This is a genomic window from Pseudomonas sp. GW821-FHT01E10 (assembly GCF_059422365.1).
Window position 1 is genome coordinate 80,232 of the sequence record NZ_JBWKWT010000002.1, and the last position, 25,635, is coordinate 105,866.

Below are 25,635 nucleotides of genomic sequence, written 5' to 3' on the forward strand. Positions count from 1 at the left end.
GCCGCGAGCCGACATTATGCTCCACGTGTTATTCAGCGTTTATCTGAAGATGCTGGTGCTCTACAGCCCGTTCTTCGTGTTGTCCTGTTTCATCAGTCTGAGCCGCGGTTATTCGCGCAAGGAACAACGTCGCCTGGCCTGGAAAGTGGCAATTGCCACACTGGTTTCCAGCGTCTTGCTGTACCTGTTCGGGAGGGTGATATTTGACGTGTTCGGCATTACCGTGGATGCATTTCGCATCGGCGCCGGCAGCGTGCTATTCATCTCGGCGCTGGGCATGGCCCAGGGTAAGTCGGTGGTGCAAACCGACAACGTGCAGCAAGACGTGACCATCGTCCCGCTGACCATCCCCCTGACCGTCGGCCCGGGCACCATCGGTGCGCTGTTGGTGATGGGTGTCAGCCAACCGCACTGGGACGACAAACTCACCGCGATCCTCAGCATTGCCCTGGCCAGTTTCACGGTGGGGGTGGTGCTTTACTTGTCGAACCGTATCGAGCGGATTCTTGGCGATCAGGGCCTGCAAATCGTCAGTCGCTTGATGGGACTTTTTGTCTGTGCGCTGGCAGCACAGATCATCTTTACCGGCGTAAAAGGCTATCTGGTGCCCTGATAGGCGAACAACTCCGTCATCCCGTGAGCGTGGTGATCGCCACACCGCCCCCATCATGTCAAAGGCCGCGAACGGAATCGTTCGCGGCCTTTTTTCATGAACCCGGCGCCAGTCGCTGCTTATCCTGCGACTGCCGGCTCCGCCAACAACTCCTGCAGCGTTGCACTGCCGTTTTTTTCTTTCCTGTCGCGCAACCGCGCCACGAACATCGATACCGGATGGGATTGCAGCTTTTCAAACGCTAGGAACACATCACCGCGCAATGCCGGGTCGACGGAACACACATCACGGAAGATCAGACTGTGCTCACTGTCCGGGTCAACGATGACCAGATGTTCCTGAACAATCTCGAACAGCAATCTTTGCGGATCATCGAAGGCCCAGATCAATTTGCCTGGAATGGCCGGCACTTCACCCAGTGCGTGCCGGCAGTCGACGATGACTGAGTCGAGCCTCAGCCAGACAGCCTTCGTCAGGCGATAAGTCACGGCACCCTGCCCCAATCGCAGAATCAACGTATTGACGTCATCGGGAATCAGCGGCAGGAGATCACCCAGGGTCTTTTCTCCTTCGACAACCAGCACTTCGGCGTTGCGCTGGACATAATCGAACGGCCCGATGCTTCGCCTGTCCGGATACACACGCACCCGTCCTTCCCGGGCCTCATGCAGCAACACATTGACCCGGCCTTGAGCGCCCAGCAGCGAATAATCTGCGGGCAGATCCTTACCGGTAATCCGGATCAACCGGGCGCTTTGGACGGCATACCACTGCAAGCTGCCGGGTTCGGACTCCACAGATACAAATTCGGCATGTTCCGTCGTTTCCAGTAACGCCTGGAGACTTTCGATCAAGTGTTCGCCATGGGCGCTCACCCAGTCGTGGCTGACGCCAGTGATGATCTCCACCTCTTGATGGCGGAGTTCGAGCAGTACGCCGTCAACGGTTGTCCCACGCAAGCCGGCGCCCTCGATGGTCACGTCGGCAAAACGCCAATCCGCCCACTCTGGTTGATGAGCCGGCAACCTGTCGCCCAGTAACAATCGCGAGCCCGTGCCGAATGCCTGATCAAGTTGCTGCGGATCGATGAACGTCTGATTCCAGATTTCACCGCTGGACAGATCGAACAGCCAGACCGCCTGATTGTCCGGGGTAACGCCAAGCAGGCGAATTTCCTTGTCGAGTCCCGGATCGCACAGCACCAGGCGGTTACTCACATACCAGGCACCCACGTTGCCGTTATCGGCGAAATTGCGCAGGCCGACAATGGCAATATTTTTGCCTGGGTAACGCTCGGCAATCGGCTCCAGCGCCTGCCACCACTGGGCGCGGCCGTTGAGCCACTGCTCGCTCAGGCCGCCCAGCTGCACCTCGCCTTGCGCGGTCAGGTTGAAAAACAGCCCCTCCTCATCGAGTGCCACATAGCCGCTCTCGACGGCCACGACCTGCTTGAGCCCGGCGGGCTGCACCCATTGGTGGGCCCATTGTCCCTTGCCCTCTGTCACGGTCCGTTGCAGTCGGCAAAGGGTCTGGGCGAGTCGGTCGTAAATGAAGAATATGTCGCTGTCATCGGCCATCGGCAACAGCATCAGATCGTTCAGGTGCTTGATCGAATCGGCCCAGCCACGCGCGTGTTGAGGTCGGGGCAGCGGATGAATGAGCAATTGATCGCGACTGCGAACCCACGCCATGTCTCGCCGATCCGGGTCAAACTTCCAACAGATCGAAACGTAAGGCGCCGGCTGCCAGTCGACCGTTGTGAAGCCGTCCCGCTCAGGAACAGGATTGAAAGACACATACTTGCCGAACACCGATGACCAGTCGGCCAGCGTTTCGCTGGCAAACACCAACGCCTGCAGTTCCCGCGCCATATCGTGAGTCACGGAACTCAACAGCAATCGACCTTCATGAATCAGGTAACGGTACTGCCTGGCGGCCTGATTGCCCGTGACGTACTCCTGCACGACATGAATCACACCATGAGCATCCGCTTCGATACTGCGAATGGAGCCTTTGCTGTCCTCTAGCAGTAAGCGATAGCGATTCTTGAGCAAGCCTGTGGCGGCATCGACTTGCCAGATCTGGTGGCCCTCCGGTTGGTAGAAATAAGCAGAACCCTCGACCACCATCGACAGCTGCGCCTCGTCGGCCTCAAGGACGGTCTCGTTGCGGATATACAGGAAACGATCTTCAGCGCAGTCATACCAGGCATTGGTGTAACGGGGCTCGTCCGGCGCCTCGTACGGAATCAGGTAACGATGGATCTGCGTGTACGGCAATACCAGTCGATGCTCCTGCGCGAGGCCTTTGTAGTGCGCCAGCAATGCCTGTTCATCGAGTCCTTCAGGCGCTGTCTGCTGGAGAATGTCCAATTGGCGTTTGCCAGGGTCAACGCTGAACAACTGTTTATCCGCCACCTGGATCAGCACCTCATGACGACCTTTGCCGGAAATTTTCACATGGACAGTACCGATGTACAGTTCGCCGTAAGGCTCGATGCGGATGTCACTTTCACTCGCCCAGCTTGCCTGCAACACCCAGCGGCATTGCTTCAGGCTTGGAGAGACAAGACGGATACTTGCACCGGGATTGAGCATCAATGAACAGCTCCCCCCCGCGCCTGTCAGCTCATACGACAGCTTACCGTGCCAGGCATCCGGCAAAACGGGGACCACCAGTGAACGATCCACCGCATCCAGTTGCACCTCGATGACTGTTTCGCGATACACCGGATTCAGGCGGTGGAGGATGTAATGCGACGGAAAGGAATAGAACGTAAACAGAAATAGCCGCTGACCATCCGCTTGCTTTTTTTCAAGGCGCCGGGCCGTGTCAAAACCAGGGTCGTGAAATGCGGAGGCGAACGGCAGCGCCTTGTACTCATAGCCGTAAAAGGTTTGCGGTGTGCATGGCAGCACAATGGCTTGCCCTGTGGGCGGTGCAAATTCTTTTTGACCGGGCAGGTTCAATTCCTGGCGGATATTGATCGCCCGCGTGTAATCAACATCGAAACCCGGCACTCCAAAGTGGTCGTGCAGTGGAAACAGCTTCGGGCTGTCGAGCAGCAACTTGCCAGCACCCAGATCTATGCGCTGGACGATCAGCGAAGGCCGCACGACCCAGGCGCCAACGGTGTGATCGAACCGGTAGCCATGCGAGCGATAACCCCGATCCATGTCGTCGAAGAACTTGCCGACCTCCTCGGCGTCTCGCAAGATGCTGGCAAACCCTTGGGCCAGTGCAGCAACACCAATGGCCAGGCCACCAAGAATCACCCCGGCGCCACCGAGCACCGCAGCGGCGGTCGATGCGCCGGCCAGTCCTGCACCGATACCGCCTGCCGTGAGCGCCAGGCTGGCGGTATCGAATGTCAATTGAGTACCGAACTGGGCCTTCTCGACTTCGTTTTGCGCCGTCGACAGCTGATAAATATCAAAGCCGACGTTGGCCAGCCCCAATACGGCGCCGACACCTTCACCGGCTGCATGCCCCAAAGCTTCGCCGACGACCGGAGCGCAAGTACGAGCGATGATTTTCTCTTCTCTCAACGCGGTGCGAACCAACTGCACCAGGCCAACCACATCCACGACGGTGCCATGCACCAACTGGGCATAGTTGACGTAAGCGTGCAGGCGCACGGCGGTGGTCAATGTCCGGCCCTCCCCTTCCCGGCCACGCAACGCGTTCATCAACGCCTGAATGGCGAACCCTGCGTTGAGGGTGTGAACACTGCCGATCTCGGTCGGATCCACGACACCGCCCGTCCCGGCCGGTTTACGCGCCAGGGTCGAAAACTGTTCCGACAGCCAATTCTTGATCCGCAACAGACGGTGATCGCCGCTGATCACCTGAACCTCGTGTTCCGGGTCTGACGGATTGATCAGACTCACCCGATATTTACCCTCGGGCGTAATTTCCAGCGTTTCGAACAACGGCACCAGCGGCGTTACCGACGCATGCAACTCCTGCAAACCGACGCTGGCGTGTGCGATCTGCTGTCCCCACCAGTGGCTATCGAGCTCCAGCAAACTGCTGCCCAGATGCCAATTGTTGACCAGCGATTGCCCACGGGCACTGTTCAGGCGCTGGCGAATCGGACGCAGCGGTGCTCCCGGCAACGGTTCGGACTTCAGTAGCTGCTCCACGGCAAATCCGGCAGACAGCTTCAAGTCAGACACCTTTCCCCCATGCAGGTCAATCAGGTCAAACTCCGGCCGGGCTTGCGAACCATAGGCCGCGTAATGCCGTGCCATGCCTTGCTTCAGAAAAAAGTATTCCAGCGCCCGCTTGAACATGGCCGGTTGCTCGAATTCGAACAACGCGAAGTTGGGGTCGTAAAAATGATAAGTGGTGTGATCGCCCTCTACGGTCTTGGCCACCAGCATCGAATGATTGTCGGAGTTAAGCATCAGCGCGCGGCTGCCTTCATGTTGCTCGAGAGCGGCAGTGACCTGATCCAGGTCCGCGCGGTCAAGCGGTGCCCCTACATCGTTCAATTGCACATCCCGCAGCTCTTCCAGCGCTTGAAGGAAGGTTGCCGAATCAGCTTGCTCGGGATCGATGGCGGACAGATAGAAACGTTCACGCAACTGCCGGGAGGCCATGTCGTCCTGCAGCAGTGCCGCGCTCATCACCAGGGTCAACGGGTAGCACCGACCACCAACCGCCTCGCCACCGCTGCGCAGCAGCAGATCCTGGGGAACCAGTTTGATGCTGCTGGCTTCGATCTCGTCGAGTATCTGCCCCACCTTCTCGACGATCTGCATGCGATGTTCAAGGGTCGCCACTTGCTGGATTTGCGCCACATGGCGCCCCCACTGGCCCGCCGTCCGCGCCTGTGTCAATGCAGCCTTTTTCAGTTCAAGTGCGCTGCCGGCCGCCCTCGGCGCCGGTTCTGAATCACTGTTCAGACTGGCGATGAATCCCGGTGCCTCGCGCTTGTACAGTTGCCGCTCAATGACGGCGTAACGGCCTGAAGCGCCCTGCCCGACCATGCTGTTGGCCAGATTGTCCAGCTCACCGGTGAACTCCACAAAGCGTTGGTTATGCAGTGAGTCCATCCCCAACAACACCCCCAGCGACAGCCTCTGCAAGGGGGTCGTCTCGACGAAGTGACGGGTGCCATTGGCGATGTCGCTCAGCACTTCATCGACACCCGGGTTGTGGCTTTTCCCATCGTTCAGGAAAGCAGGGGCTTGCGATTCGAGGGGCTGATTACGAATGGCCTGGCGATCATCAAAACTCAGCGGCAGTGGATCTTCGAAGCGGATAGCGCCAGTGTGTCCCCGACTCATCGCCGCCATGAACGGCTCGCCCAGCCCTTCGACCAAACGCTCCAGCACGTGGGTCAGCAGCACCGGCCGCTCTTCGATCACCGGCCAGCCCTGCTCGAACTCAATCGTCGGGCCTTTGAGCAATTGCGCGATATCGCCGCTGTAACGGGTCTTGTATTGGCCTTCCTGCCAGCGTTTCTGCTCATTACTGACCCATTTATCAGGGTCGGTTTCATTGTCCTTCCAGGAATGGTCCAGTTCTTCTTCGGTGGCGCGGTTGACCGACGTGTAGCGCGCAATGGCGGCCTCCTTGCGCACGGCCTCAGCCACCGAGGGGGTAAAGTGGGCTCTTGCGTAATCGGCCATGCCATCACGCACGGCTCCAGGGCCGGTCAGGTAGATAGTCCCTTCGCTCTGAAGCCGAATGCCGTCGCGAAAGTAGGTCGCAATGGCATCGATCAGAAACCCTGCAAATATTTCCTCTTCCATCGACAGCTCAATCAGCGGCCCATACGTTCCTTCCACCACTTCCTGCACCAGCGGTGCCATGGCATCAACATCGCTCAAAGCAACGCCTCGTCGGGCGGCCAACCGGTTCGAAGCCTCAATCACCTCATAGTTGAACCGGAAACGCTCGAGCACGGTTTGCAGAATCGTCGAGCGGGGATGCGCCATCAGAAATGCATTCGTTATCGAACTGCCTTCCGACGCCGCTCGCAGCATAAAGGGTCGGGCCAACCGATCTGCCGGTGGCTGAAATACCTCACTCAGGCCCGGCCGGCTTTTTACAAAAGCCTCCAGTGCCGGCAAATGCTCAGGGGGAATCGTCTCGATGTAACTGGAGGATGCCCGACGCCCAGGCATCCATTCAGGATTGTCATTGAGCAATAACTGCAAAATCCCCAAATGCGCATCGGAACCCAAACCGTGGATATCGACTCCGCCCAGCGTTCTCGATAACGGCGGCAGGTTATCCACATCGGCATAGATGCCACCTTCGCCAAACAGAACTTCAACACGCACCACATCGGACGCCGCCGCCAGATTGCCGCGTAATCGCATTTCCTGTTCGTAGATGCCCTGTAATTGCAACGGCACCTCGGCCGCATCAAGATCGCGCAATTGGAAACCGTTCATGTCCTGCACACTGCGGTGATTGCTTTCCTTCAACGCTTGCAGCTTCGCCGCATCCTGGCCGTAGGCCCGAGTCAGCAAATCCATCCGTGCCTCATCGGCTGATTCACCGTTTGCCACTGCCGCATTGATGTGTGCGTACATCTGTTGCTTCAGAACAATAGCGCGCTCCTCGTACAGGGTTGCCAGTTCATCTTCGGAGATACTTTTGTCTGCGACCTGCGTCAGGGCATGCGCCTTGGCGGCGTCAACAATCAGTTTGTTGGTTTGATATGCCAGCAGCGCATCACTGTCATACCAGAGATTGAGGGTGTAGCCATGCTCGGCCAATACTTGTTTCCATAGGTTGAGGTAATCGCGCTGAATGGCGCCGAGACCGCCACCGAGCCAGACAAAATGCAACACCTTGGGAACTTCCGTCGCCACTGTGTTCATCTGCTCCACACTGAACCGAAGACGCGACTCATACCGTTCGACTTCGTCATGTATCTGCGATAGTTGCATCGCGGTGTCGTCAGCATTGCCCGGCGTCTGCGAATCAAGATTGCGTTTGACTCGCTTGTTGCCCAGCAACAGTGTCAGCGTGTGTTTGAATAACCCTAACGGTTCGAGCAGTCTTGGCGACTCCAGCAGCCCCACACAGGCAAAGTAATAACGCAATAGTTCCTCGTAGTGTGGACTGTCTTTATGCGACGACAATCCGCGCTCAAGATCCGCCAGTTTGAAAAGACTGACAAAATCAACATAACCATCCTTGTTTCGGCGCTCAATATCGTGCATGCGTATCCCGTTTACTGTTTCGGTTTAATTATCAACGAATAGGCCAGCCAATAAGCACAGACACTCAAACAACAGGGCATCTAAAATCTTGGCCTGGAAGTTGAAAACTACGCCTTGAAACAGGCAAGCTCAAACAGGAAGAAATTCAATTAATTTCAATAAAGCAGAAACAAAAAAACTTAACAACACACTCTAACGACACCAAAAGTTACTTAACACACCACGAGCAAACATTAAACTACTACCACTTCAAACAAACCTGTCACACACTCAACAATGCAAAATATTTAATATTTCCGAATAAATAAAACAAGACATTAGCGACAGAAAAAAGACCACAGGCAACCGCGCCAAATCCCATGACAGCCGCTGAAAAGGACGACACGTTCGAACGTGGAAAAAACCAACCCGACCACTGGGATTCCAGTGCTGTGAAGTGACGGAAAAGACCGCGGCCCCGAAGGGCCGCTGGCTATCAGGACGCCGGTTTTTCACCGTACCAGCGTGGCGTATACACCCAATCGCCGCCCTCCGCGCGAGGGAATGCGCAGGTAGTGGAAGAGCCGACGAGCACCATGGTGCGCATGTCCACTTGATCCGGGGTCAACGCCCCCAAGGTGGTCGTGCGTAAGGTCTGTCCCGGTCGGCCGATATCCCGCCCCAGCACCACCGGCGTTTCAGGTTTGCGATGCTGCGCGACGATCTCCAGCGCACGCCCCAGCTGCCATGGCCGTGAACGTGAGATCGGGTTATAGAACGCCAGGGCCAGGTCCGCTTCGGCGGCCAGGTCCAGACGCTTTTCGATGATCGACCACGGCTTGAGATTGTCCGACAGGGACATCACGCAGAAGTCATGCCCCAGCGGCGCACCAGACTGGGCAGCGGTGGCGAGCGACGCGGAGACGCCCGGCAGGATCTCCAGCTCGACAGTGTGCCAGGCCGGGTCACTCGACTCGTGCAAGGCTTCAAGCACCGCCGCCGCCATCGCGAACACGCCCGGGTCGCCTGAGGACACCACGATCACCGAACGGCCCCGGGCCGCCAGTTCGAAGGCGTGACGGGCACGCTGCATTTCTTCGCGGTTGTCGGTGCAATGCAGCACCTGATCCGCGCGGAAGGGACCGGCCATGCGCACGTAGGTTTCGTAGCCGAGCACATCGGTGGCCCGGGCCAATTCGGCCTTGACGGCCGGAACCATCAGTTCGGCGGCGCCCGGGCCGAGGCCGATCACGGCCAGACGCCCGCGTGGGCGGCCGACTTGCGTGAGGTCCAGTGGCTGTTCGGTCACGGCCACAGCCACATTGTTTGTCGTTGCGATGATCGTCGCCTCGGGCACCGCGCTACGGGCCAACGCGCCGATGTCGCTCGCCGGTGCGACAAAACGCAGCGGCACACCCAGCGCAACGGCCGCTGCATGCAACACCGGGCTGGCCATTTCAGTGTCAGCCGCTACCAGGCAGGCCAGCGCCTGCACCGCGACGTTCGCCTGCTGTAACGCCGCGCGAACAGTGCTCGGCAAATCTGCGGCGGCGCCAATCGCCACCGCAACACTGCGCGGATAAATCACCAGCTCATTGGCACTCGCCTCACGGGCGTCGCTGCCGACATGGATCGAACGCTGCGCCAGCGGATCTTCCACCAACTGCGCCTGCTCCAGCCACGGCGCCGCGCCTTCGATGCGCACGCTGTGCCCGGCGAGCAAATCAGAGACAAAACGCTTGCCCAGTTCCAGATCGCCAAGGGCGTAACCGCTTGGCGGATTGAGCAGGCAGGTGCCAAAGCGCAGTTCGCCGCTGGTGGTGATCGCCGCAGCGACCTGCAACCCGCTAGCGATCTCGCGCGCCATGACGTTCACTCCACCGAGGCCACCGAGCAAGGGCACCACCGCGCTGCCGTCTTCGGCCACGGCCAGCACCGGCGGTTCGGCGCCCTTTTCCAGCAACAGCGCGGCCAGGGTGCGAATGACGATCCCCGCCGCGCACAGGGCAATGATCGGCGTGTCCTGCTGATACAGCTCGCGCAGGGTCGCGCCGAATTCGGGATAAGTGCGGTCGGCACCCTCGACCCGTCCGGCCAGGCCGTGGATCAACGCAGCCGGATACACCTGTTGAATGCGGCGGGCAGTGGCCAGACTGCCTTGACCGAGAATGACGATTGCGGGCGTGGAATGAGTCATCAGCCTTGCCACCGCTCGCCGGGAACGATGATCAGCGAGAAATACGGCGAGGACATCGGCTCGACCTGATCCAGCGGCACGATTTTCTGGTTGGCCATGGTCGCGCGCTCCACATACAGCGCACGCTCTGCCAGACCGAGTTCTTCGAGCACCTGACGGACCTTGGGAAAGTTACGCCCCAGTTTCATGATCACTGCCGCATCGGCATCGGCCAGGCGACGCTTGAGGTCTTCGTGGGGCAGCACGCCGGACAACACCGACAGGCTCTGATTGCGATACACCAGCGGCGCGCCCAGTACCGAGGCACCGCCGAGCATCGAGCAGACACCCGGCACGACTTCGGCTTCGTAACGCTCGGCCAGTCGATCGTGCAGGTACATGTAGGAGCCGTAGAAGAACGGATCGCCTTCGCAGATCACCGCCACATCACGGCCGGCGTCCAGATGCGCGGCAAGTTGTTCAGCGGCCGTATCGTAGAAATCGCTGATCACTTGTTCATACGACAACGGCGCCGGCAGCGCTTCGGTGGTCACCGGATAAACCAGCGGCAGCAGGGTTTGTGGATCTTGCAGATGCGCTTCGATGATGCCGAACGCATTGCCCTTCTTGCCCTTGGCGACGAAGTACGCCACCACCGGCGATTCGCGCAGCAGGCGCAAGGCTTTGACGGTAATCAGTTCCGGATCACCGGGGCCGACGCCCAGGCCAATCAAACGTCCAGGTTGCTGCATCATTCGATCTCCGTGGCGAGGGCATTGACGGCGGCGGCGGCCATGGCGCTACCGCCGAGCCGACCTTGCATGATGACGAAAGGCACACCACGGCTGTCCGCCGCGAGCATCGCCTTGGATTCGGCGGCGCCGACGAAGCCCACCGGGAAGCCGAGGATCAGCGCCGGCTTCGGCGCGCCGGCATCGAGCATTTCCAACAGATAAAACAGTGCGGTCGGTGCGTTGCCGATCACCACCACGCTGCCTTCCAGATGCGGGCGCCACAGCTCCAGCGCGGCGGCGGAACGGGTATTGCCCAACTCACGGGCAAGCTCCGGCACGCTGTCGTCGCGCAGGGTGCAGATCACCGGGTTGTTGGCCGGCAAACGCGCGCGGGTCACGCCCTCGCTGACCATCCGCGCGTCGCACAGAATCGGCGCGCCAGCGGCCAGCGCATCGCGCCCGGCCTTGCCGGCGCCTTCGGAAAACTGCAGACCGTCGATGGCCTCGACCATGCCGCAGGCGTGGATCACCCGCACGGCGAGTTTCTCCAGATCGGCCGGAATACGCGCAAGGTTGGCCTCGGCGCGAATGATCGCGAAGGAGTTGCGATAGATCTCCTGACCGTCGCGGATGTAATCAAGCATCAAGGGGGCTCCGTGAGCGGGCGTCGAGCAAGGCTGCGACCGCTTCAATAGTAAGGTTGTGTGCGTGCAGGGCGCCGAAAACCGGCTGCCCTGCATCGCGAAGATAGAGGTCGTAGTGACCGGGGGCGACAGCCAGCAGCGTGATCGGTGCCACATGGGCCGCGGCGCAGGAACGCTGGCAGCCGGACAAATGCACTGCTTGATCGTGACGTTGCAACAGCGCAGCCAATTGCATGGCGTCGCTCTTGGTATCGGCCAGGCCCTTGCCACAGCCAGCGGAACCGGTGCAGGCGATCAACCGTGACACAGGCTGATCAGCGTCACATAGCAGGCCCAGTTGCTCCAGACGCCTAATCACTTCAGGCGCCCGCTCTTTTCGAACGTTGGGCAGCAACAGACTTTGCCATGGAGTGAAACGCAGACTCGCGTCGCCGAATTCGCACGCCAGTTGCGCCACGCCCCTGAGCATGACGGGATCGAGCCGCCCCAAAGGGGGGACGGCGCCGATATAGACGTGTTCGGCTTCACGTTGCGGATGAGCGCCGATGTGCAGAGTGTCCAGGTTCAGTGAACGCTGCCAATCGGCAATCGACTTCAAGGGCACACGCTCGGCCAGGCGAGCGAGAAACTCTGCGAGTGGATACTCGGCCAGCAAATGACGCATTCGTGTTTGATCCGGACGCGCCAGGTCGAGAAACAACTCCAGCACCGCTACCACCAGTGCGTGCCCCTGCTCGAGTGACACCGCGCCTGCGGGCCTGTCCGTAGGGCAACCCGCCAGACCGAACGCCAGCAACAGCTCGCCGTTTCGCTCAGCAGCAGACAACCACAGATCATGCGGGTGTTCGAGCATCGCCAACGCCTCGCCGCCATCGAGTTGCACGGCAAACTTGGCGCTGAGTTCGTGGAAACGTTCGTGGCTTTGCAGCGTCGTGAGGATCTGCTCCGCCAGCGCATGCGTGTCGAAGAGCATGCGCCGGTCAACCCCGGCAGACGGGCTGAGCATCAGATTGCGCACATCGTCGCCCGCCGCGGTACGCGGCCCCAACCCTGCGGCGAGCAGGCTGTCGATCAAAGCCGTCTGCTCACTGCCAATTCCGCGAATCTGCAGGTTGGCCCGGTTGGTCGCCTCGATCACGCCCCCGGCAAACCGTTCGGCCGCGCTGGCCACCGCTTCAGCCTGGGCCGCGCTGATCGAGCCGCCGTTCAATTTGATCCGGCAGATGCCGCCATCCAGCGCCGGGACGATACGCAGCAACCCCGGGCAGGCCGAGGGGCGTAAGGCGGTAGACATCGGGCGTTCGTTCAAAGGGGCGACCGGCTGTGTGGGAAAGGCGCTTCGCGGGCGAAGGCGCGGTATTATGCCTGCTTTGTCCGACGGCATGAAAAGCCTGCCCGTCGGAACACCCCGTTTGAGGCATTTTTTGAGGACTGCAGATGTCGCCCTGGCTGACAGTAGTAGGTATCGGTGAAGACGGCTTCAAGGGGCTGGGCAAGAACGCCCGTCGCGCCCTGCTGGGCGCTTCGCGGATATTCGGCGGCCAACGGCAACTGGATTTGTTGCCCGTGTGCATTCGCGGCGAGCGCCAGCTCTGGCCCAGTCCATTCTCCCTTGAACCCCTATTGGCGCTGCGGGGCGAGCCGGTTTGCGTGCTGGCCAGCGGCGACCCGATGTTCTTTGGCGTCGGTGCCAGCCTGGTGCGGCAACTGCCCGGCGCAGAAATGCTGATCCTGCCCGCCCCATCCTCCGTGTCACTGGCGGCCGCTCGCCTGGGCTGGCCGTTGCAGGATGTGGTGACGCTGTCGGTGGTCGCCCGTCCCGTCGCCGCGCTCAACGCTCATTTGTTCAGTGGTGTGCGTTTGCTGGTGCTGAGCAACGACGGCCAGAGTCCAGCGGCTATTGCGGCGCTGCTGCGTGAGCGCGGTTTCGGGCCGAGTCGCCTGACCGTGCTGGAACATCTGGGCGGCGAAGCCGAACGGCGCATCGAGGGCGCTGCCAACGACTGGAGCGACCCGGCGATCGCCGATCTGAACCTGATCGCCATCGAATGCATCGCTGAACCCAACACACCGCGCCTGTCGCGCCTGGCCGGCCTGCCGGATTCGGCCTTCCAGCACGACGGCCAACTGACTAAACGCGACGTGCGCGCCATCACCCTTTCTCGCCTCGCCCCGATCCCCGGCGAACTGCTGTGGGACGTCGGCGCCGGCAGCGGCTCGATCGGCATCGAATGGATGCGCGCTCACCCGAGTTGCCGGGCGCTGGCCATCGAAGCGGATGAGGGACGGCAAGCGTTGATTGAACACAACCGCGATGCCCTGGGCGTTCCCGGCCTGCAATTGATTCGCGGCAGTGCGCCGCAAGCCCTGAGCGGACTCGAACGCCCGGACGCGATTTTCATCGGCGGTGGCGTCACTCGTGAGGGCGTGCTCGATACTTGCTGGGCGCAACTCAAACCCGGCGGCCGGTTGATCGCCAACGCTGTGACACTGCAAAGCGAAGTGACCTTGATGGCCTGGCGTGAACGGCATGGCGGTGAGCTGACCCGCATTCACGTCGCCCAGGCGCAACCGTTGGGCGAGTTCGATACCTGGCGTCAGGCGCTGCCGATTACCTTGCTGGACGTGACGAAACCCCTCGATGCGTGACGAAACCGCCGAACAACCCGCCCCGCTGCGCAGCGGCCTGACCACCGGCAGCTGCGCCACCGCCACCAGCCTCGCGGCCGCCCGCCTGCTGCTCGGCGGCGTGGAAGCGGACGCCGTCGAGATCATTCTGCCCAAAGGCAAACGGGTGCAAATGCGCCTGGAATTCTGTCGACTGACGGACGACGGCGCCGAAGCCGGAACGATCAAGGACGCCGGCGACGACCCCGACGTGACCCACGGCGCCCTGCTGTTTTCCCAGGTGCGCTTGCACAGCGAACCGGGTATCCGCTTCAGCGCCGGCCGTGGCGTCGGCACCGTCACCCGGCCCGGGCTGGTGCTGAACGTCGGCGAACCGGCGATCAACCCGGTGCCGCGCAAGATGATCACTGATCACCTGACGTTGCTGGCCGAGGAACTGAATTACCAGGGCGGCTTCGAGGTCACGGTAAACGTCGAGGACGGCGAAGCCCTGGCGCTGAAGACCATGAACCCGCGGCTGGGCATTCTCGGCGGCTTGTCGATCCTCGGCACCAGCGGCATCGTCCGGCCATTCTCCTGCGCCGCCTACATTGCCTCGATCCACCAGGGCATCGACGTCGCCAAAACCAACGGTTACCTGCACATCGCCGCGTGCACTGGCAACGCCAGCGAAGACACCATGCGCCGGGTCTACGACTTGCCGGAAATCGCCCTGATCGAAATGGGCGACTTCGTCGGCGCGGTGCTCAAGCACTTGCGTAAAGTACCTGTGGAAAAACTCAGCCTGTGCGGCGGCTTCGGCAAGATCAGCAAACTGGCGGCCGGGCACATGGATTTGCACAGTCGGCATTCAAGCATCGACCTGCCGCAACTGGCCGAATGGGCCGCGGCGGTCGGTGCCGATGCGGCGTTGCAACAGGCGATCCGCGACGCCAATACCAGTCAGCAAGCCTTGGCCATGGCCAGCGCCGCCGGGATCGCCCTTGGCGACGCAGTGTGCCAGCACGCCCTCGACTTTGCCCGCAGCGTGGTGCCGGCGCAGGTTCAGGTCGAAGTGTTCGCCATCGATCGCCAGGGCGGGATTGTCGGCCATGCGGGAGTTTTTCAATGAAGCGCGTGTTGTTGCTCGGCGGTGTCACTGAGGCATTGGCCATCGCCCGAACCCTGGGGCCGGAGCAAATCTACAGCCTGGCTGGCGTCGGTCGTGTGCCGACGGATCTGAACTGTCAGGTCCGCGTTGGCGGCTATGGCGGCGCCGAAGGTCTGGCGCAGTTCATTCGTGACGAAGGCATTGACCTGCTGCTGGATGCGACCCACCCCTACGCGGCCCGCATCAGCCACAACGCCGCCACCGCCGCGAAGTTGAGCGGCATTGCCTGTTGGGCCTTGCGCCGTCCGGCCTGGCAGCCACAAGCCGCAGATGACTGGCGCGAAGTCAGCGACTGGGGCGAGCTGATCGAAGCGCTGAAACCCTTTCGCCGACCGCTGTTCACCCTCGGTCGCGAGCCATTGCAGCACCTGCACGAAATCCCGTCGGAGCAATTCTGGACGTTGCGTGCACTGGACGTTTATCCGGGCAACGCGCGCTGCGAAGTGATCGGCGCCCGTGGGCCGTTTCTGATCGAGGATGAACGCGCGCTGTTCGAGCGGCGGCAGATCGATGTGCTGATCAGCAAGAACAGTGGCAGCACCGCCACCGAGCCGAAGCTGGAAGTGGCGCGGGAACGTGGAGTGCCGGTGCTGGTGTTGAAGCGGCCGGTGTTGCCGGGGGTTGAGCGGGAGTTTGGGGCGGTGACTGAGGTTTTAACGGCCCTCACACAAAACTGGTAGCAGCTGGCGAAGCCTGCGTTCGGCTGCGCAGCAGTCGTAAAATCAAACACCACGGTCTGCCAGGTTGACTGCGGCGCATGGGATCACGACCGCTACGCAGCCGAACGCAGCCTTCGGCAGCTGCTACATAAAATGCGCAATCCCCTACATATCCATCGGACCTAACGCACAACATCATCCAAATCGACTGACTTGTGGGCTCACAACCCAACCCCCATATTTCAAGCCCCACCCATGTAACGGGAAATGGCGGATGACTGAAAAATTCACTCGCTTCGATATCACTGAGTTTCTCCTGACGTCTGCCGATATGTGGCACTACATCAAGGCCTGCGAAGAGGAAGACCCGGGCGATGGAAGCTTCAATCGTGTAGCGCTCAGAGATGTCAAACACACAATCCGGGCAAGAATCCAAAGTGACCCTCAATTCGCTCAGGCATTAAGAGTCGAAGTCGCTACACTCTTTCAAAACGGCGAGGCTGAGCTTGCACGCCGGCTGCTCGATATGCTGACTGACTCGCTGCGACACCACACCGCACGCGGTCTTTTTACTTATCGCCCCTGATCAGGCTAAATAGCCGCGCCTGATCGCCCACTCAAACGGATCTGTCCCATGTCCCGACAACGGCTCGCATTTGCCTGGATCGCCTGCTTTGCAGTGCTGTTCAACATGCTCGCCATGCCGATGTCCGGAGCGATGGCGCAAACGGCGAAATCGCCGGCCGAACAGTTGCTGTGGGGCAGTTTCTGCTCTTCCAGCGGCACGAAGCTGGTGGCGATTTCCCTGGGCGACATCGAGCAGAAAGCCCCGCAGAACGACGATCATTCCAACATGCAGCATTGCTGGTGTTGCTCGGGCTCCGCGCCGTTGGTGGCGTTGCCGGGGCATACGCCGCAGTTGTATTACGCGCGATTCGAGGCCAATCGAAGCGTGCCGCCGGCCACGCTCGACACACCGACACCGCGCCAGCAATGGCCGAGTCTCAACCCCCGCGCGTCCCCTCTGGTGTGATTCCTTCTCGCAATTGACCTGCGTTTTGAATCGTTCTGGAGAACTGCCATGTTGAACAAACTCATCGTCCTGGCTGTGTTGCTGCTGCCTGCCTGTTTTGCCAATGCCCACGAATACAAGGTTGGCGAACTTGAGATCGCCCATCCGTGGTCGCAGGAGTTGCCGCCCAACGCGCCCACCGTCGCGGCGTATTTCGTGATTCACAACAGCGGCAAAACCGCTGATCGGCTGCTCAGCGTCGGCTCGCCGATATCCGGCAAGGCCGAATTGCACGAACATGTGATGCAAAACGATCTGATGAAAATGCAGCAAGTGCCCGACGTCGAAATCCCGGCTGGCGGCGAAGTCACCTTCGCGCCGATGGCGTACCACGTGATGCTGCTGGAGCTCAGAGACCGCAGCCTGTTGAGCGACGGCAAGCACTTTCCGCTGACCCTGCACTTTGAGAAGTCCGGTGATGTAACGGTCGAGGTCTCGGTGCAGAAAAAGGCGCCGGACAGCATGCAAGCGCACATGCACGCCCAGTAATCGCCCCCGTTGAAAACGCCTATGCGCCTGCATAGCGCCAGGCCATCCGTGCGCCGCCGTCAGTCAATGAGCCTGACCCGCGGCAGCTGGATCAGCCTGTTCGCCATGCTGATGATCTTTATCGGCCCGCTGATTTCTCAGTCGATGCCGATGGATTCGCGCGCGGCTGCTTCGAGCATGGCGATAGGCATGTCCATGAACATGTCGATGGACATGGGCTCGGACATGTCGGCGATGGAGCACGCCGACCACGACGCACAACCGGCTGCCGAACACTGCCGGCCGACAGCCGAGCATCACGCGCTGTGGGAAAAATGCGGCTATTGCAGCCTGCTGTTCAATTGCCCGGCACTCACCGGTGGCACTTCATTCACCGCGTTCGACACCCCGTCCGCCACCACCTTCACCATACCCGCCACCCGCCTGGGCCACGCCCGGCAAACCTTCTTCCCCGGCGCCCGCACCCGCGCCCCGCCCATCGTCGCGTAAACACCCACCTCCGATCCCACACGGTCCGCAAGTCAACCCAAGCAACCTGTGGGGGCGATTTTTTTGTGGCGAGGGAGCTTGCTCCCGCCTGAGTGCGCAGCACTCACAAAAGGGGCCGCTGCGCAGCCCAGCGGGAGCAAGCTCCCTCGCCACAAAAGCTCGCTCCTACAGGAATTTGCGTCGGCTGCCGGCCGTGTCGTTTACGACTGTTCGATGGAAATTTTCATGTCCAGGTTTTCTGCTGACACACGTTTGGGCGCTGCCCAGGCTTTTTTTGCCCTGAATCCATCCCGCGTTCGCTTCAGGCACGCCACCGCCGCTCTTTGCGGCTTGTTGCTGACGCCAATGGTGCTGGCCGATGAACACGCCGGCCACACCGAAGAACTGAGCCCGACGGTGATCACCGCCATCGCGCCGAGCTCGCCGCTGACCGTCGTCACCAACCCCAAGGAGCCGCGCCAACCGGTGCCGGCCAGCGACGGTGGTGATTATCTGAAGACCATCCCCGGCTTCGCGCTGGTGCGCAACGGCGGCACCAACGGCGACCCGGTGCTGCGCGGCATGTTCGGCTCGCGCCTGAATATCCTCACCAACGGCAGCATGATGCTCGGCGCCTGCCCCGGCCGGATGGACGCGCCGACCTCGTACATCTCACCGGAAACCTACGACAAACTCACCGTGATCAAAGGCCCGCAAACCGTGCTCTGGGGCCCCGGCGCATCGGCCGGCACCATCCTGTTCGACCGGGAGCCGGAAAGCTTCGGCGAACTCGGCACCCGGGTGAATGCCAGCGTATTGGCCGGCTCCAACGGCCGCTTCGACAAAGTGGTGGACGCCGCCGCTGGCGGGCCGCTGGGTTACGTGCGCGTGATCGGCAACACCGCGCACTCCGATGACTACAAGGACGGCAACAACGACACCGTGCCCTCGCGCTACGACAAATGGAACGGTGATATAGCGCTGGGCTGGACGCCGAACGCCGACACCCTGCTGGAATTGACTGCCGGCAAGGGCGACGGCGAAGCCCGTTACGCCGGGCGTGGCATGGACGGTTCGCAGTTCTTGCGCGAAAGCCTGGGCCTGCGCTTCGAGCAGTCGAACATCGGTGAAGTGCTGGATAAGGTCGAGGCGCAGGTCTACTACAACTACGCCGACCACGTGATGGACAACTACACCCTGCGCACGCCGTCCGGCACCGGGATGATGGCCGGCCCGATGGCTTCCAACGTCGACCGCCGGACTCTCGGCGCGCGGATCAAAGCCACCTGGCGCTGGGCCGATGTGCAATTGATCAGTGGCCTGGATGCGCAGACCAACGAACACCGCCAACGCAGCGCCATGGGCGTCGACGCCTACAAGGATGTGCCGCGCAACAAGGACGCCGACTTCCACAACTACGGCGTGTTCAGCGAACTGACCTGGTACGCCGCCGACCGTGATCGGCTGATCACCGGCGCACGACTGGACCGTGCTTCGGCCAAGGATTATCGGCAGACCATCGGCTCCGGGATGATGGCCCGCCCCAACCCGACCGCCGACGACACCCGCGCCGACACCCTGCCCAGCGGTTTCGTGCGTTACGAGCATGACCTGGCCGACAGCCCGACCACGCTGTATGCGGGCCTCGGCCATGCCCAGCGTTTCCCGGATTACTGGGAGCTGTTTTCACCCAAGTCCGGCCCTGCCGGTTCGGTGAATGCGTTCGACGCGATCAAGCCGGAGAAAACCACCCAGCTCGACTTCGGCCTGCAATACAAGACCGCCGACCTCGAAGCCTGGGCCTCGGGATATGTCGGGCAGGTGCGTGACTACATCCTGCTCAACTACACGCCGGGAATGATGGGCATGACCTCGCAAGCCGAGAACATCGACGCGCGAATCATGGGCGGCGAACTCGGTGCAGCCTACAAACTGACGGCCAACTGGAAAGCCGATGCGACCCTGGCCTATGCCTGGGGCAAGAACAGCAGCGACGGCACTGCCCTGCCGCAAATGCCACCGCTGGATGCACGTTTCGGCCTGACCTACAGCGAAGACAACTGGAGCGCCGGCGCCTTGTGGCGGGTGGTCGCGGCGCAAAACCGCATCGACCGGAACAAGGGCAACGTGGTCGGCAAAGACTTCGACAAAAGCTCGGGGTTCGGCGTGTTCTCGCTCAACGGCGCGTACCGGATCAACAAGAACTGGAAGGTCAGCAGCGGCGTCGACAACTTGTTCGGCAAGGCCTACGCCGAACACCTGAACCTGGCCGGTAACGCCGGTTTCGGCTTCCCGGCCAATGATCCGCAAGCCATCAACGAACCGGGGCGCACGCTCTGGACCAAGGTCGACATGAGCTTCTAAGAGCATCGCGGGCAAGCCTCGCTCCTACAGGGTTTGTGTCGGATGTGGTTATTGCGAACAACCTGAACCTGTAGGAGCGAGGCTTGCCCGCGAACGACTGCGCAGCAGTCACCAGACAATGACAAAAGATCCAAGCCTAGCGGAGCACTCGAAGTGAAACAGCCCAAACCGAATTTCTACAACCTGGCCTGGCGTTGGCATTTCTATGCCGGCCTGTTCGTCGCGCCGTTCATGGTGATGCTGGCCCTGACCGGCATCGTCTACCTGTTCAAACCGCAACTCGATCCATTGATGTACGGCAGCCTGATGAACATCCCGGCCGGTCATCACACCGTGGCCGCCGACGACCTGCTCAAACGGGTGAAAGAGGCGTATCCACAGGCCCGGATCAAACAATACCTGCCGCCGGTCAACGCTGAACGCAGCGCGCAATTCGTGGTGATCAATGAAGGTCATGAACTGAACGTGTTCATCGATCCGTACCACGGCGACATCCTCGGCGAGCAGGATGCGAAGAACAATCTGCAGGCGCTCGCACGCTCGATTCACGGCGAGTTGATGATCGGCACCGTCGGTGATCGGCTGGTGGAGCTGGCCGCCGGTTGGGGTGTGGTGTTGGTGGTCTCCGGGGTATTTTTGTGGTGGCCGCGTGGCCAGCGCGCCGGCATTCTCTGGCCCCGTTTGAACAGTCGCGGCCGCGTGCTGTGGCGTGATCTGCACGCAGTGACTGGCTTATGGGGGGCGGCGCTTTTGCTGGTGATGCTACTCAGCGGCATGACCTGGACCGGCTTCTGGGGCAAGCAATACGCCGACCTCTGGAACCGCTTTCCGGTCGCCATGTGGAATAACGTGCCCAAGTCCGACGTCGAGGCCCGCAGCCTCAACAGCGCCACACGCCAGACCGTGCCATGGGCCATGGAAAACACGCCGATGCCGATGTCCGGCGACCATGCCGAACACATGGCTCACGCCAGTACCCAGGCCGGCCCGGCGGCACCGACCATCAGCCTGCAAGACGTGCAAAACATCGCCGTGCAGCGCAAGGTCGAGCCCGGCTACAGCATCACCTTCCCGACCACCGCGACCGGTGTGTTCACCATCGCGGTGTTCGCCGACGACCCGCGCAACGATGCCACCCTGCACGTTGACCAGTACACCGGCGACGTCCTCGCCGACGTGCGCTGGCAGCATTACAGCAACGTCGCCCGCGCCACGGAGGTCGGCGTGATGCTGCACGAAGGCAAGATGTTCGGCCCGTTCAATCAGATCATCGTGCTGCTGATCTGCCTGATGATTTTGCTCAGCGCCGTCAGCGGCGTGGTGATCTGGTGGAAGCGTCGGCCACAGGGCAAGTTCGGTGTGCCACCCTTGCGTCACGACCTGCCGAAATGGAAAACCGCAATGGTCATCATGTTCGCCCTGGCGGTGATGTTTCCGTTGGTGGGGGCTTCGCTGGTTGTCGTGTGGCTATTGGATTGGGGGCTGCTGTCGCGCCTGGGCCGGCAAATTGAATCCACCTCACCTTCATCATGAAACAGGCGAGATACGCGTACGCGTAAAGCCAATACAATGCGGGCCAGCATTGAATCCTTGGCAAACTGCCAAGTTTTTGTGGCGAGGGAGCTTGCTCCCGCTGGGTTGCGCAGCGACCCCAAACCTGACGCCGCGGTTTCTCCGGGTATACCGCGTTGTCGGGCTTTACGACTGCTGCGCAGCCGAGCGGGAGCAAGCTCCCTCGCCACAGGTTGTGTGCTGGCTTGAACGATCATCAGGAATGAAATGACTTCGCTGAACATCACCAACCTCGCCTGGACACCCCTGGGCCACGGCCACTGCCATCACCAGTTCCAGCTGCGTGACGCCTCCTTGCACGTGGCTGCCGGTGAGTTCGTCGGGTTGATCGGCCCCAACGGCAGCGGTAAAACCAGCCTGCTGCGGTGTGCTTATCGCTTCAGCAAACCGGAACATGGCGAGATAAAACTCGACCATCACAACGTCTGGAAGCAGTCCTCACGCTGGTGTGCGCAACGCATCGCCGTGGTGTTGCAGGAATTTCCCGACGCCTTCGGCCTGACCGTCGATGAAGTGGTCGCCATGGGCCGCACGCCGCACAAAGGACTGTTCGACGGCGACACCGTGCACGACCGCAACCTCGCGGCCCACGCCCTGGAATCAGTCGGCCTCAAAGGCTTCGAAGACCACGCCTTCGCCACCCTGTCCGGCGGTGAAAAGCAGAGGGTGATCCTCGCCCGCGCCCTGGCCCAGCAACCGCAATTGCTGATCCTCGATGAGCCGACCAACCACCTCGACCCGCGCTATCAACTGGAACTGCTGCAACTGGTCAAACGCCTGCAGATCGGCACATTGGCGAGCATCCACGACCTCAATCTGGCGGCGGCCTTCTGCGATCGGCTGTACGTGATCCATCACGGTCGCATCGTGGCCAGTGGCACCCCCAAAGAAGTCCTGACCACACACCTTTTGCACAACGTGTTCGGCGTCGACGCCCTGATCGATGACCATCCCTTGCACGGCTACCCACGAATCACCTGGATAACCCAACCATGACTTTGCGTTCCCTGCTTTGCGTCGCGTTGTTGCTGGGCAGTGCCCATGCCTTCGCCGAGGCCACGAAATACCCGCTGACTGTCCAGAGCTGCAACCGCGCAGTGACCTTCAAGCAAGCGCCGAAACACGCGGTCAGCCACGACATCAACATGACCCAGATGATGCTCGCCCTCGGTCTCAAACCCAGGATGGCCGGCTACAGCGGCGTGACCGGATGGAAATCGGTGACGCCCCAGATGCAGACCATCCTCGATGGCTTGCCGGAGCTGGCAGCCAAGTACCCGTCGGTGGAAACCCTGCTCAACGCCAACGTCGATTTCTTCTTCGCCGGTTGGGACTACGGCATGCGCGTCGGTGGTGACCTCACGCCGCAAACCCTACAACCGCTGGGGATCAACGTCTACGAACTCACCGAGTCCTGCGCCTTCGTGATGAAGCGCCCACCCGCGAGCCTGGAAGACACCTACAACGACCTGCGCAACCTCGGCAAAATCTTCGACGTGCAGGATCGCGCCAATGCCGTGATCGCCCGGATGCAGGCGCAAGTCGCCGAGGTGCGCCAGGATCTGCCAGCGGACAAGCCTCGGGTATTTCTCTACGACAGCGGTGAAGACCGGGCCATGACCTCCGGGCGCCTGGGCATGCCCCAGGCGCTGATTGACGCGGCCGGCGGGCGCAACATTCTCGACGACGTCGAGGCGAGCTGGACCCGGGTCAACTGGGAAAACGTGGTCGAGCGTAATCCGCAGGTGATCGTGATCGTCGATTACGGCGAAGTCACCGCTGAACAGAAGGAGCAGTTTTTGCTGAACAACCAGGCCCTGCAATCGGTGGACGCGATCAAGAACCAGCGCTTCATCGTCATTCCGTACGTGCAGGCCACCCCGGGGATCGACAACGTGCTGGCGGTCGAAACCCTGGCCAAGGGTTTCCACGGCGAATGATCGACCGTCGCTATGCCTTGTTGCTGATCGGCCTCGGCGTGCTGTTGCTGATGTCGTGTGTGGTGTCGCTGGGTTTTGGCCCGGCGCGGGTGCCGGTGGACGTGGTGTGGCGGATTCTGCTGCACAATGCGTTCGGTGTTGGCGAGCAGAACTGGACGGCCGGCCAGGAACACATCGTCTGGCTGATCCGCGTGCCGCGCATGTTGCTCGGCGCGCTGGTGGGCGCCGGCCTGGCGCTGATCGGTGCGGTGCTGCAAGCGGTGACGCGCAATCCATTGGCCGATCCGCACTTGTTGGGCGTGACCTCCGGCGCGACCCTCGGCGCGGTGATTGTGGTGCTGCATGTCGGTGAAATCGTCGGCCTGCTGACCTTGCCCATCGCGGCGTTTATCGGCGCGCTGCTGAGCATGCTGGTCGTGCTGATGATCGCCAACCGTCATGGGCGGCTGGACAGTGATCGGCTGCTGCTGTGCGGTGTCGCGGTGTCGTTCGTGATGATGGCAATCGCCAACCTGCTGCTGTTTCTGGGTGACCATCGCGCCAGTTCGGCGGTGATGTTCTGGATGCTCGGCGGCCTCGGGCTGGCGCGTTGGGAATTGCTCGCCGTGCCCGCCGCGAGTGTGTTGCTCGGGTTGGTGTTGTTGCTGGGCATGGCCCGGCCGTTGAATGCGTTGATGGCCGGCGAGCAGACCGCCGTGACCCTGGGCCTCAATGCCCGCACCGTGCGGCTGCGGGTGTTTTTGATTGCCTCATTGATGACCGGGGTGTTGGTGTCCATCAGCGGCTCGATTGGTTTTGTCGGGTTGATGGTGCCGCACATTGCACGACGGTTGGTGGGGGCCGAGCATCGACGGTTACTGCCGGTGTGCGTGTTGTTGGGCAGCCTGTTCCTGGTCTGGGTCGACGTAGCCGCACGCACCCTGATCGCCCCGGAAGACCTGCCCATCGGCGTCGCCACCGCCGCGATTGGCGGGCTGTTCTTCATCGGTCTGATGCGCCGGCGCTGACTCGCCGCTCCCACAGGGTGATCATTCCCACGCTCCGCGTGGGAATGCCGCCAGGGACGCTCCGCGTTCCGCTTTTGAATGTTTAACGGATGTATCAGAACGCAGACCTTTCCCACGCATCTTTCAGGTTGTCCGTCGGAAGCGGGCTCTCTAGTCTTTGGCTGTCGCTGACAACTCAGCGATCGGGTGTGAGAAGCCCGGCAACTTATGGTCATCCAGTGTCTGTACACGCATAATCGCCGCCAGCTTATTAGCTGCCTGCAAATGTGTTATGGCGGCTGTGTGCGGGCGGACTTCGGTCCGGCCGGGTGTCCATAACCGGTCTTCTCACCTCGCACATAGCTGCCACCTCTTCCCGTGTGAGAAGCGGCAAGTGGAGGCTCCAACGCTGGAGAAATTTTTCAATGGACAAATTAATTCCTGACCCACCCTTCAACACCACCACCCCCAACGCCGAAGCCTCGCGCAACGAAGAATTACTCAAGGATCGCGAAGCCATCAAACGCGCCCTCGACTATTACCTCGATCCCCCGGCGCCCTACACCGAAAAACCCCGCCGCCCCAGCACCATGTTCATCGTCGCACCGAATATGGATACCGAAAGCCTGCTGGCCCACGCCTGTGAATCGTTAGCCACGGCGAGTGTCCTGGCCAGCGATTTCGCCAACGACCTGACCGCCCCACAGCGCTACACGGCGCTGGCGATTCAACAGAGCATCATGCTGGCGGAGCTGGCGGTAAACCGGGCGCTGGATAACGTCGACCCGGCGTAGACCGCGTTATCGACCATCGCGGGCTTGCCCGCGATGGCTGCATCGCCCCAATGTGGCGCATCTTCTCGCACCAACGCGCCAGCCCCGTCCCTTCATGGTGCGTCACGCAAACCCCGCAACCACTCTAATACGACATTTCCTTGCCCGTCCCCGACCGGGCACAGCCCTTGCAAAACAGCC

19 protein-coding genes are annotated in these 25,635 nt (G+C 61.2%); 14 read left to right on the forward strand and 5 right to left on the reverse strand.

The features are described from left to right. The first annotated feature begins 16 nt into the window (after positions 1–16). Positions 17–613 carry a MarC family protein gene (locus tag AC07V0_RS04180; RefSeq protein ID WP_018928428.1) on the forward strand — a complete coding sequence of 199 codons (597 nt, stop codon included), beginning with the start codon at positions 17–19 and terminating at the stop codon, positions 611–613. 119 nt (positions 614–732) lie between these two features. Here AC07V0_RS04180 and AC07V0_RS04185 read toward each other — a convergent pair whose 3' ends face one another. The 5 genes from AC07V0_RS04185 to cobG form a co-directional block, all read right to left on the reverse strand. Further along, a complete protein-coding gene (locus AC07V0_RS04185) occupies positions 733–7,800 on the reverse strand; it encodes a TcdA/TcdB pore-forming domain-containing protein (RefSeq protein ID WP_495019413.1) in 7,068 nt (2,355 codons plus the stop codon). A 475-nt stretch (positions 7,801–8,275) separates the two neighbouring features. Next, positions 8,276–9,976 (reverse strand): precorrin-3B C(17)-methyltransferase, encoded by a 1,701-nt coding sequence (gene cobJ / locus AC07V0_RS04190; protein ID WP_495019414.1) that lies wholly within the window; start codon positions 9,974–9,976, stop codon positions 8,276–8,278. Then, a complete protein-coding gene (locus AC07V0_RS04195) occupies positions 9,976–10,707 on the reverse strand; it encodes a precorrin-2 C(20)-methyltransferase (RefSeq protein WP_018928431.1) in 732 nt (243 codons plus the stop codon). Before AC07V0_RS04195 ends, cobJ begins: the two co-directional genes overlap by 1 nt. After that, positions 10,707–11,333 (reverse strand): precorrin-8X methylmutase, encoded by a 627-nt coding sequence (locus AC07V0_RS04200; protein WP_007937188.1) that lies wholly within the window; start codon positions 11,331–11,333, stop codon positions 10,707–10,709. Before AC07V0_RS04200 ends, AC07V0_RS04195 begins: the two co-directional genes overlap by 1 nt. Beyond that, positions 11,326–12,627 (reverse strand): precorrin-3B synthase, encoded by a 1,302-nt coding sequence (cobG, locus tag AC07V0_RS04205; protein WP_495019415.1) that lies wholly within the window; start codon positions 12,625–12,627, stop codon positions 11,326–11,328. The genes AC07V0_RS04200 and cobG overlap by 8 nt, the downstream gene beginning before the upstream one ends. A 143-nt stretch (positions 12,628–12,770) precedes the next feature. On the opposite strand from cobG, the gene cbiE reads away from it, so the two are divergent. The 13 genes from cbiE to AC07V0_RS04270 all read left to right on the forward strand — a co-directional run bounded on the left by cbiE (position 12,771) and on the right by AC07V0_RS04270 (position 25,455). Next, positions 12,771–13,982, forward strand: coding sequence for a precorrin-6y C5,15-methyltransferase (decarboxylating) subunit CbiE (gene cbiE / locus AC07V0_RS04210; protein WP_086944048.1), 1,212 nt, complete (start codon positions 12,771–12,773; stop codon positions 13,980–13,982). Further along, the gene (locus AC07V0_RS04215; protein ID WP_111455273.1) at positions 13,975–15,072 is read left to right on the forward strand and encodes a cobalt-precorrin-5B (C(1))-methyltransferase; all 1,098 of its coding nucleotides are present in this window, start codon (positions 13,975–13,977) and stop codon (positions 15,070–15,072) included. Before cbiE ends, AC07V0_RS04215 begins: the two co-directional genes overlap by 8 nt. Next, positions 15,069–15,791, forward strand: a complete 723-nt coding sequence (locus tag AC07V0_RS04220; protein ID WP_495019416.1) for a cobalt-precorrin-6A reductase — start codon at positions 15,069–15,071, stop codon at positions 15,789–15,791. Before AC07V0_RS04215 ends, AC07V0_RS04220 begins: the two co-directional genes overlap by 4 nt. 253 nt (positions 15,792–16,044) lie before the next feature. Further along, the gene (locus AC07V0_RS04225; RefSeq protein ID WP_018928436.1) at positions 16,045–16,356 is read left to right on the forward strand and encodes a hypothetical protein; all 312 of its coding nucleotides are present in this window, start codon (positions 16,045–16,047) and stop codon (positions 16,354–16,356) included. Between the two features lie 48 nt (positions 16,357–16,404). Next, complete coding sequence (locus AC07V0_RS04230; protein ID WP_019582256.1) at positions 16,405–16,803, forward strand: DUF2946 domain-containing protein; 399 nt, start codon at positions 16,405–16,407, stop codon at positions 16,801–16,803. A gap of 48 nt (positions 16,804–16,851) precedes the next feature. Further along, on the forward strand, positions 16,852–17,331 hold the full coding sequence (locus AC07V0_RS04235) for a copper chaperone PCu(A)C (protein WP_018928438.1): 480 nt from the start codon (positions 16,852–16,854) through the stop codon (positions 17,329–17,331). A 21-nt stretch (positions 17,332–17,352) separates the two neighbouring features. Next, positions 17,353–17,820, forward strand: a complete 468-nt coding sequence (locus AC07V0_RS04240) for a DUF2946 domain-containing protein (RefSeq protein WP_495019417.1) — start codon at positions 17,353–17,355, stop codon at positions 17,818–17,820. Between the two features lie 225 nt (positions 17,821–18,045). Further along, positions 18,046–20,163, forward strand: coding sequence for a TonB-dependent copper receptor (locus tag AC07V0_RS04245; RefSeq protein WP_495019418.1), 2,118 nt, complete (start codon positions 18,046–18,048; stop codon positions 20,161–20,163). A 153-nt stretch (positions 20,164–20,316) separates the two neighbouring features. Then, positions 20,317–21,696, forward strand: a complete 1,380-nt coding sequence (locus AC07V0_RS04250; RefSeq protein WP_495019419.1) for a PepSY-associated TM helix domain-containing protein — start codon at positions 20,317–20,319, stop codon at positions 21,694–21,696. Positions 21,697–21,942: 246 nt separating this feature from the next. Further along, entirely contained in the window at positions 21,943–22,731 is a 789-nt protein-coding gene (locus AC07V0_RS04255; protein WP_258613030.1) for an ABC transporter ATP-binding protein, read from the forward strand. Next, positions 22,728–23,675 carry an ABC transporter substrate-binding protein gene (locus tag AC07V0_RS04260; RefSeq protein ID WP_064616048.1) on the forward strand — a complete coding sequence of 316 codons (948 nt, stop codon included), beginning with the start codon at positions 22,728–22,730 and terminating at the stop codon, positions 23,673–23,675. Before AC07V0_RS04255 ends, AC07V0_RS04260 begins: the two co-directional genes overlap by 4 nt. Then, on the forward strand, positions 23,672–24,682 hold the full coding sequence (locus tag AC07V0_RS04265) for a FecCD family ABC transporter permease (protein ID WP_495019420.1): 1,011 nt from the start codon (positions 23,672–23,674) through the stop codon (positions 24,680–24,682). Before AC07V0_RS04260 ends, AC07V0_RS04265 begins: the two co-directional genes overlap by 4 nt. 404 nt (positions 24,683–25,086) lie before the next feature. Then, positions 25,087–25,455: a DUF6124 family protein gene (locus AC07V0_RS04270; protein WP_495019421.1), complete on the forward strand. Its 369-nt coding sequence runs from the start codon at positions 25,087–25,089 to the stop codon at positions 25,453–25,455. Positions 25,456–25,635: the final 180 nt, after the last annotated feature.